Source organism: Anaplasma marginale str. Florida (assembly GCF_000215485.1).
GTDB classification, from domain to species: domain Bacteria; phylum Pseudomonadota; class Alphaproteobacteria; order Rickettsiales; family Anaplasmataceae; genus Anaplasma; species Anaplasma marginale.
The window spans coordinates 1-7488 of the sequence record NZ_AFMS01000054.1; the positions used below are offsets into that span (position 1 = coordinate 1).

General features: G+C 52.1%; 8 protein-coding genes and 1 pseudogene. 7 read left to right on the top strand and 2 right to left on the bottom strand.

The window, feature by feature from the left end:
• Positions 1-189: 189 nt before the first annotated feature.
• Positions 190-759 (bottom strand): cell cycle transcriptional regulator TrcR, encoded by a 570-nt coding sequence (locus GAC_RS01560; RefSeq protein WP_010266863.1) that lies wholly within the window; start codon positions 757-759, stop codon positions 190-192.
• Between the two features lie 466 nt (positions 760-1225).
• On the opposite strand from GAC_RS01560, the gene rpmI reads away from it, so the two are divergent.
• The 6 genes from rpmI (at position 1226) to GAC_RS05900 (ending at position 5172) form a co-directional block, all read left to right on the top strand.
• Positions 1226-1426, top strand: a complete 201-nt coding sequence (rpmI, locus tag GAC_RS05385) for a 50S ribosomal protein L35 (RefSeq protein WP_010262434.1) — start codon at positions 1226-1228, stop codon at positions 1424-1426.
• 26 nt (positions 1427-1452) lie between these two features.
• On the top strand, positions 1453-1839 hold the full coding sequence (gene rplT, locus GAC_RS01570; RefSeq protein ID WP_010262430.1) for a 50S ribosomal protein L20: 387 nt from the start codon (positions 1453-1455) through the stop codon (positions 1837-1839).
• Positions 1808-2857 (top strand): phenylalanine--tRNA ligase subunit alpha, encoded by a 1050-nt coding sequence (pheS, locus tag GAC_RS01575; RefSeq protein WP_010266860.1) that lies wholly within the window; start codon positions 1808-1810, stop codon positions 2855-2857. The genes rplT and pheS overlap by 32 nt, the downstream gene beginning before the upstream one ends.
• Positions 2858-2998: 141 nt before the next feature.
• Positions 2999-3706, top strand: a complete 708-nt coding sequence (locus GAC_RS01580) for an SDR family NAD(P)-dependent oxidoreductase (RefSeq protein ID WP_010262423.1) — start codon at positions 2999-3001, stop codon at positions 3704-3706.
• 180 nt (positions 3707-3886) lie between these two features.
• Positions 3887-4654, top strand: a complete 768-nt coding sequence (locus GAC_RS05895) for an NTP transferase domain-containing protein (RefSeq protein ID WP_241760107.1) — start codon at positions 3887-3889, stop codon at positions 4652-4654.
• 26 nt (positions 4655-4680) lie between these two features.
• Positions 4681-5172 carry a DapH/DapD/GlmU-related protein gene (locus tag GAC_RS05900; RefSeq protein WP_241760108.1) on the top strand — a complete coding sequence of 164 codons (492 nt, stop codon included), beginning with the start codon at positions 4681-4683 and terminating at the stop codon, positions 5170-5172.
• 152 nt (positions 5173-5324) lie between these two features.
• Here GAC_RS05900 and rpsP read toward each other — a convergent pair whose 3' ends face one another.
• The gene (gene rpsP, locus GAC_RS01590) at positions 5325-5594 is read right to left on the bottom strand and encodes a 30S ribosomal protein S16 (RefSeq protein WP_010266854.1); all 270 of its coding nucleotides are present in this window, start codon (positions 5592-5594) and stop codon (positions 5325-5327) included.
• A gap of 290 nt (positions 5595-5884) precedes the next feature.
• Between rpsP and GAC_RS01595 the strand changes: the two are divergent.
• Positions 5885-7173, top strand: a pseudogene (locus GAC_RS01595) (MFS transporter).
• Positions 7174-7488: the final 315 nt, after the last annotated feature.

Sequence of the window (7488 nt, forward strand, 5' to 3'; positions counted from 1 at the left end):
GGGGGTGCGATGCTCCGCACTTCTTTCGGTCGCCGGCTTGGAGGAATAAGACCTGGACCTTCTCTTATTCTTGTTGAACACAAGATTGACCTTAAATTCATGTACAATGAAGGTATAAGCAAGCGCCCCCGGAAGCCTGCTGGGCAGGGGGCCGTACTGCTAAAAACGCGCAAAAAGAGGAAACAGCACCTACGCCTTTTGGTCCTGAATCTCCTCGTTCATATTCCTGACTCTTCTCTCTCTCTCAGCCACCATCTGAGCCTTCATAATAGCCTCATCAAGATCCGCCTGCGTGCACAAGCCCAGCAAAACCGGGTCTCTAGGCTTAATGTTGCTTGAGTTCCAGTGCTCCTTATTCCGCACCGCGGCAATCGTCGCCTTCGTGGTCCCTATAAGTTTGGCTATCTGCGAATCGTGCATCTCAGCACAGTATTTTAATATCCAGCAAACCGCATCGGGTTTGTCTCTACGCCTGGCTACAGGAGTATACCTGGCACCTCTCCTCCTTGACAGCTTACCAGTGGTTACTCCCCTATGAACCACCAATTTCGGGATCCTGGTAGGGTCCTTCTGGCAGGCTTCTATCTCCTCTTTGGTAACTTGCCCCATAGCAACCGGGTTACAACCCACAACGCCCTTGGCAACCTCGCCATCAGCGATACCCCTGACCTCAAGCAGATGCAACCCGCAAAATTCGGCGATCTGCTCAAAAGTGAGGGCTGTATTATCCACCAACCACACGGCAACGGCCCTGGGCATCAACGGAGTACCCTCATTGCTTGACGACATAATCCAAAGAATCTCCAAACTAACGAAACCGCACAGACCCCAACACTAGACCACAACCTCTAAGAATTGGTTAACCCTACAACATACGAGCACGGTCCGATTCAGGCGCGACCATGGTACCACACGCACCCTCCATGTCAAGGACTTTCAGCCATCTTAGGACATTTTGAGTTGCGGTCTGCACCGCAAAATACACGCTTTGTTATACAACTCCAAACGTGCAGCACACCGGAGATTTTCGCCCGCAGATGCGCGTGCGGGTATGTGGTACGGGAGAGTGTGCCCAAAGTGCAACCACCCCGGTTAGGTACGACTGTGCAGGTATATCTCTGCGATGCGTTCCGAATGCAGGCAAACATTCCGAGATGGTATCCGCTTGACACCACGCAGACAAGGATGTAGTCTGGGGAGTTATTGAGTTCAGGCATGGAGTTTTATGCCAAAGTTGAAGACCAAATCCTCCGCTAAGAAGAGGTTTAAGGTCACAGCGAGTGGGAGGGTGATGTCTGCCCAGTCCACCAAGCGCCACGGCATGACTAAGAGGAGCAAGAGAAGCCTTAGGACCCGTAGGGGCATCGCGCAGATGAGCGCGCCGGATGCACGTATTGTCGCGTCCTTCATGCCGTATAGTCTTTAGGTAATTGGTTGTAGGACGGGGATTTTATGGCTAGGGTCAAACGCGGTGTTACCGCCAGGGCTAGGCACAAGAAAGTTGTTGCACTTGCCAAAGGTTATAGAGGGCGCTCTAAAAACTGCTACAGAGCTGCGCTGCAGCGGCTGGAGAAGGCTTTGGTGTATGCGTATCGGGATAGGCGCAATCGTAAGCGTGACTTCAGGCGCCTGTGGATTGTGCGCATCAACGCTGCGGCAAGGCAATGGGGTATTAAATACTCTCAGCTGATGAAGGGTATGGCTTTGTGTGGTATAGAGCTGAACCGGAAGATGCTGGCGGAGATGGCCGTGAATGACAAGGCTGCCTTTGAGAAGGTAGTAAGCGCTGTCGCGGGTACCTGTGGGTATGCTTGTGCCGTTAATCAGCAAGATAAGTGATCTTAGTGAGGAGGCGAAAGCCTGCGTCGCTGCTTGTAGTTCTGTAGAAGAGTTAGATGAAGTCAGGGGGCGCTATATCGGGCGTGGTGGGGCCCTGACGGCTTTGCTGCGCCAGATCTCTACCATACAGGATATGAACGAGCGCAAAGCGGTTGGATCTGCGGCGAATGCCGCGTGTGCTGCGTTGAAGCTGGCAATTCAGGATAGGGAATCACAGCTCGCTAGGGAGCAGCTGCACTCACGGTTGGCTAGCGAACGTATTGACGTAACTCTGCCTGCAAGGCCCAGAACTTGTGGCAAGATACACCCAATTTCTGGGGTGATTAGGGAGATCAGCAGCATATTGAGTGAGCTGGGCTTTGCCGTGGTTCACGGCCCGGAGCTAGAGGACGAATTTCATGTGTTTGATGCATTAAACACGCCAGAACATCACCCTGCGCGCGCGGAGAATGACACCTTTTACATGACGAAAAGGCTCAACGGCCGGCGGGTAGTGTTGCGGACCCATACGTCGTCAATGCAGATACGTGCCATGGAGAGCAATCCCAACCCTCCAATCAAAATTATATCTCCGGGTAGGGTGTATAGAAATGACTGGGACGCCACGCACAGCCCAGTATTTCACCAGGTAGAGGGGCTGTTTGTCGACAAACACGTGACTATGGGCCATCTGAAATATTGCATCAACTACTTTCTCAGTAGATTCTTTGCGCGCAAAGTGGAAACCAGGATGAGGGCTAGTTTCTTCCCGTTTACTGAGCCGTCCGCGGAGATAGACGTAAAAGACAGGCACCAAAAGTGGGTTGAAGTGCTGGGGTGTGGCATGGTACACCCAGCCGTGTTGGAAAACGTGAACATAGATCCGGAAAAATACCGTGGCTTTGCTTTCGGCATGGGTGTTGAGCGGATGGCCATGCTGAAGTATGGCATCACGGACCTTCGCAACTTTTACAGCAATAAGCTAGAATGGCTGAACCACTACGGTTTTTGGTTTACTGACATACTAGGCCGCACTTAGCCAACGGGAGTACCTCCAGTGTGCGGCCGCGTGGTTTTTGTTGACGGATATACAGCCGGGTTGCAAACTTTTGCGTGACGCTCGGCATGGGTGGCCCACGCCGCTGTCGCATGGTGGCTCTGTAGATATCTTTGGAATGTAGTGCACAAAAGAGGCGTGATCATCACTGGGGCCGCACGTAGGGTTGGGCGGGCTGTTGCGATATTTCTTGCGGCCCAGCACGGTTACGATGTTATAGTGCACTACAATAGGTCGCACAGCGAGGCACTGGATCTGCAACGGATCATCCAGGAAGATTATGGGAAGCGGTGCCTGCTTTTCCGGTCTGACTTATGTGACTTTGCAACGCTTGGCCGCCTGGTTGCGTACGCTTTTGCGGAGCTCCCTTACTGTGATACTCTAATCAACAATGCCTCGGTTTTTCGCAAGAGCACCCTCGGGCAGCTTAGTGAGGGGGAACTCGAAGAGAATTATAAGATACACATAAAGGCCCCAGCATTCCTCACGCAACATTTCGCGCGCATGTGTGCGGCCGGAGGGAAGGTCATAAACGTAATCGATACAAACATCACAAGGACACAAACAAGATATTTTGCATATCTTTTGTCAAAGAAGGCACTGGCAGATTTCACAATAATGGCTGCCGCAGAGTTTGCACCAAACCTGCAGATCAATGCCATATGCCCACCTGAGATCCCAGACCACGAGATAGACAATGTAAAGTCACTCGAAGATGTAAATGCCGCCCCGTGCCTCAAAAACTTTCTAGATGCCGTTGCAACTTTGGTTGATTGTAACAACACACTCAGCGGCGAGATAATACATACTAGCCCTGCGGCCCCGCCATAACTGCCATAACTGCCGCGCGGTGCCACTTGGGCGGATTTGCCGGCTATGCGGGCAGATTCCGGCCCAGCACTTCTTGGCGCATTGTTGCACAGCCTATGGTGCACACGCCAAAAAAATCCCTAGAAAAAGCTCCAAAATTGATGAATCCTGGAGTCCCAAGTCCACGTATAACTAGGAGTTATGGATATCGTAATACTTGCTGCAGGATGTGGCAGCAGAATGTGCTCCACCACGCCGAAGATTCTACACAAATTGGGGAATGCGCCAATCATAAAGCATGTGCTGCAGCTTGCTGATGAACTGCGCCCAAAGCGCGCCGTCATAGTGACAAATGCTGCAGTAAATGGCCCGGTAGCCGCGCTGGCAGGGGAGCATAACCTGCGCCTCAACACCGTGCTGCAGGGTGAAATTGCGGGTACAGGGGGCGCGGCCACCTCAGCATTGCAGGCGCTCAAAAACCCCTCAGAAGAGATTGTGCTGATACTATACGGGGATACACCGCTGCTTGATAAGGCCACAGTGTGCCACGCCCTTGATAGGCTTTCAAGCGGGGCAAAAATTGTTCTCGTGGCCTTTAAATCTGAAAATAACCAGTACGGTAGAATTGTGTTGGGCAGCTCCGGGAATGTACTGGAAGTCAGCCATGGGCGTGACACAAACGGCCTTGCAGTTTCTGGGGCAATTGCGGGATACAGGCAAGTAATTTCTGGATTACTGGGAGGGCTATCATGCCGTGATGGAGAACTTTACCTAACAGATATTGTGCAATCTGCCGCGGAGAAGAATGTGGAAGTTGGCTATGTAATTGCAGATGAGCGCAAGGCGATGGGCATCAACACAAGGGCGGATCTTGCAATAGCGGAGTCATACTTCCAGTGCATGAAGAGAGCTAGCTTTTTGCAGTCGGGCGTGACTTTAACGTCCCCTGACCAAGTTTTTTCTCAATAGATACGCAGATAGCACAAGATGTGATAGTGCATCCATATGTGGTTTTCGGCGCGGGGGTTGCTGTGGAGCCAGGCGCGGAGATACTATCCTATTCACATTTGGAGTTTTGCCACATCAAAAAAGGAGCCATTGTCGGCCCATTTGCCAGGGTTAGGGGCAATTCGACTATAGATAGGGGCTGCGTAGTAGGCAACTTCGTGGAGATCAAAGAAAGTAGCCTGGGAGAAATGAGCAAGGTGAAACACCTGAGCTACCTCGGCAACAGCACTATAGGCAAAAACACGAATGTGGGAGCAGGGACGGTTATATGTAACTACGATGGCCGAAACAAGCAGCATTCAGACATAGGAAACAACTGCTTTGTGGGAGCAAACAGCACGATAGTCTCCCCAATAAAAGTGGGCGACAACGCCGCAATAGCCGCCGGCAGCGTGATTACCGAAGATCTACCGCCACGAAGCCTAGGCATCGCCAGAAGCAGGCAGACAACAAAACCGGAATACAAGACCAGAAGGTGAGAAGAGCCGATTGCAAGTGCCCCACACCGAGGCTCTCAACAACAAGACACAAAGCAACGCAGAACAGCACCCTGCACGAGCTGACAACCCCGGAGCAAGCCGACACAAACGCCGCCACGACGCGGCACCGGCCACCAGCGCGCGAGCCCCCACTAGGCTCCAGCGGGACGTACCTCAACAAACCCCTTTTTTATGAACCAAGACACCCTGTCCGTCGGTTGGGCGCCCACACCCAGCCAGTAGCTGAGCCTCTCTGCGTCAATCTTCAGGAACCCGGGCTCACCACACGGCACCATGGGGTCATAAAAACCCACATGCTCGATGAACTTACCGTCCCTCTGAACTCTGGAGTCAGAAACCACGACCCTATAGAAGGGTTTCTTCTTCGCACCGAGCCTCATTAACCTTATCTTTACGGACATGCCTTACCAAGGACCCCTTTTAACCCGAGAGGGCCCATTCTACCATCACAGAACGGTGCGTCAATTAAATTTGCAGCATTTACTGTGACAAGGCCTGACATTTGGCATATAATGGCGACCCCTGGGAGCAATATGGCTCGGAGCGTGTTGGGGGAAGGCTGCTAGTGCCGGCTTGGTCATGGCGCAGCGGATTACTCCGCATTTTATGGTATGGGGCGTAGCCGGAAGCGTTAGGTAGGTTGCTGCGTGTTGTGCCCGTGGTTAGCAATGGCCGGGTGAATGGAGGTTTTATGGATAGCAGGAAGGTGACGAACGCCGTACTGTCCACTATAGCGTGCAATACACTGGTTTGGTACGACTTCATACTTTTCGGTAGCCTTGCTGGCACCATTGGTGAACTGTTCTTTCCGCAGGAAGACAGGTACTCATTGCTGTTGAGCAGCTTCTGCGTGGTTGCAGTTGGGTTTTGCATGCGCCCCTTCGGTGCAAGTGTATTTGGCCACATAGGGGACAAATATGGCAGAAAAGTAGCACTCATCCTCTCCATATTTGGTGTATCTGTACCGGTAGGGTTCATGGCCGTCATCCCCACCTACGAGAGTGTAGGTATACTTGCTCCGGTGCTGCTTGTAATATGTAGGCTGGTGCAGGGCATATCCTTGGGGGGGGGAGGGCAGGCAACGCAACGTTCCTCATAGAGCACTCCAAGAAGAGCAACACTGGGCTGTTTGGGAGCTTTGAAGTATTGAGTGCAGTACTCGGCTCCGTATTTGCTTTTGCGGTAAAAATTGCGGTCAGGCATTTTACTGGGGACAACTTCGGGGTGTGGGGGTGGCGCATACCCTTCGTGATCGGGTTTGTTGTGGGCATCATCAGCATTTATACCAGAGCAAAGACTGGTGAAAGCCCAGCGTATGAAGCACAAGCCAAGCAAGAGGGGGGTGATGTGCTCACTGGCGAATCTCCTGTCAGGCACCTATTTCGGCACTACAAGAGGGCGCTGTTATTGGCCATCTGCATAGATGGCATAGAGAACTGCTCGTTTCACATTCTGATGGTATTTTTCATCAGTTACGTGAGGGACTTTTCACCCGCTGTGGTCATCAACCCACAAATAAGTGAGGCGATAGAAATGGTCAGCGTTATGCTCGCAGGGGTATTGACGGTTGCCTTCGGTGCACTTTCTGATGTCCTTGGGAGGAAAAAAGTTATTGGAGGCGCAGCGGTGACGTTTCTGCTGGTCAGCATGCCTGTATTCTGGATGCTGAGTCAGGGGAGTGCGCTATACATTGGGCTTGGGTACTTGATATTTGTAGTGCCTTTTGCAGCTGCGCTGGGGCCATCCAGTGCTGCAATGTCTGAATTGTTCCCCACCAAGGTAAGGTACACAGGGTTTGGCATAGCGAGGAATGTTTCCTCAGCAATTGGTGGAGGGATTGCCCCTGCACTCTGCACCTGGCTAGTTAAGACAACGGGCTGGCGCATTGCCCCTGGGCTTTGCATAATATTCTGGGCACTGGTTGCACTAGTCGCACTTACAAGAATCAGGAAGGAAGACGTATACAGGGACTGGCTGTAGGACTGACTGCCCAACGATTCCAACCACAACTTACCTGTAGGTTGAAGGCTGGTGTAAAACTACAACATCGCACGCAACCTTACGGCATTCATTGGAGGCACTGCCAGCAAAGCACTAGGCACAAACTACGACAACACCTGATGGGGGAAAGTTCAGCAGTACCACTTATAAGCAATCGGCTGCGCATAGCAGCGGGAAGCCGCCGCAACCCACCAAGCATCTACCCCGCGGTTGGTAGTATTCCGTAAGTTAAAAGTTAGTTGGTTACTGGAGAACAGACTGGCTGTGGGGATACTCGCTAGGAAGGATTCACAT

What these genes read in the sequence shown, in the direction of transcription:
- rpsP (WP_010266854.1), bottom strand. Translation starts at nt 5,594, where the DNA reads ATGTCCGTAAAGATAAGGTTAATGAGGCTCGGTGCGAAGAAGAAACCC.
- rplT (WP_010262430.1), top strand. Translation starts at nt 1,453, where the DNA reads ATGGCTAGGGTCAAACGCGGTGTTACCGCCAGGGCTAGGCACAAGAAA.
- rpmI (WP_010262434.1), top strand. Translation starts at nt 1,226, where the DNA reads ATGCCAAAGTTGAAGACCAAATCCTCCGCTAAGAAGAGGTTTAAGGTC.
- pheS (WP_010266860.1), top strand. Translation starts at nt 1,808, where the DNA reads ATGCTTGTGCCGTTAATCAGCAAGATAAGTGATCTTAGTGAGGAGGCG.
- GAC_RS05895 (WP_241760107.1), top strand. Translation starts at nt 3,887, where the DNA reads ATGGATATCGTAATACTTGCTGCAGGATGTGGCAGCAGAATGTGCTCC.
- GAC_RS01560 (WP_010266863.1), bottom strand. Translation starts at nt 759, where the DNA reads ATGCCCAGGGCCGTTGCCGTGTGGTTGGTGGATAATACAGCCCTCACT.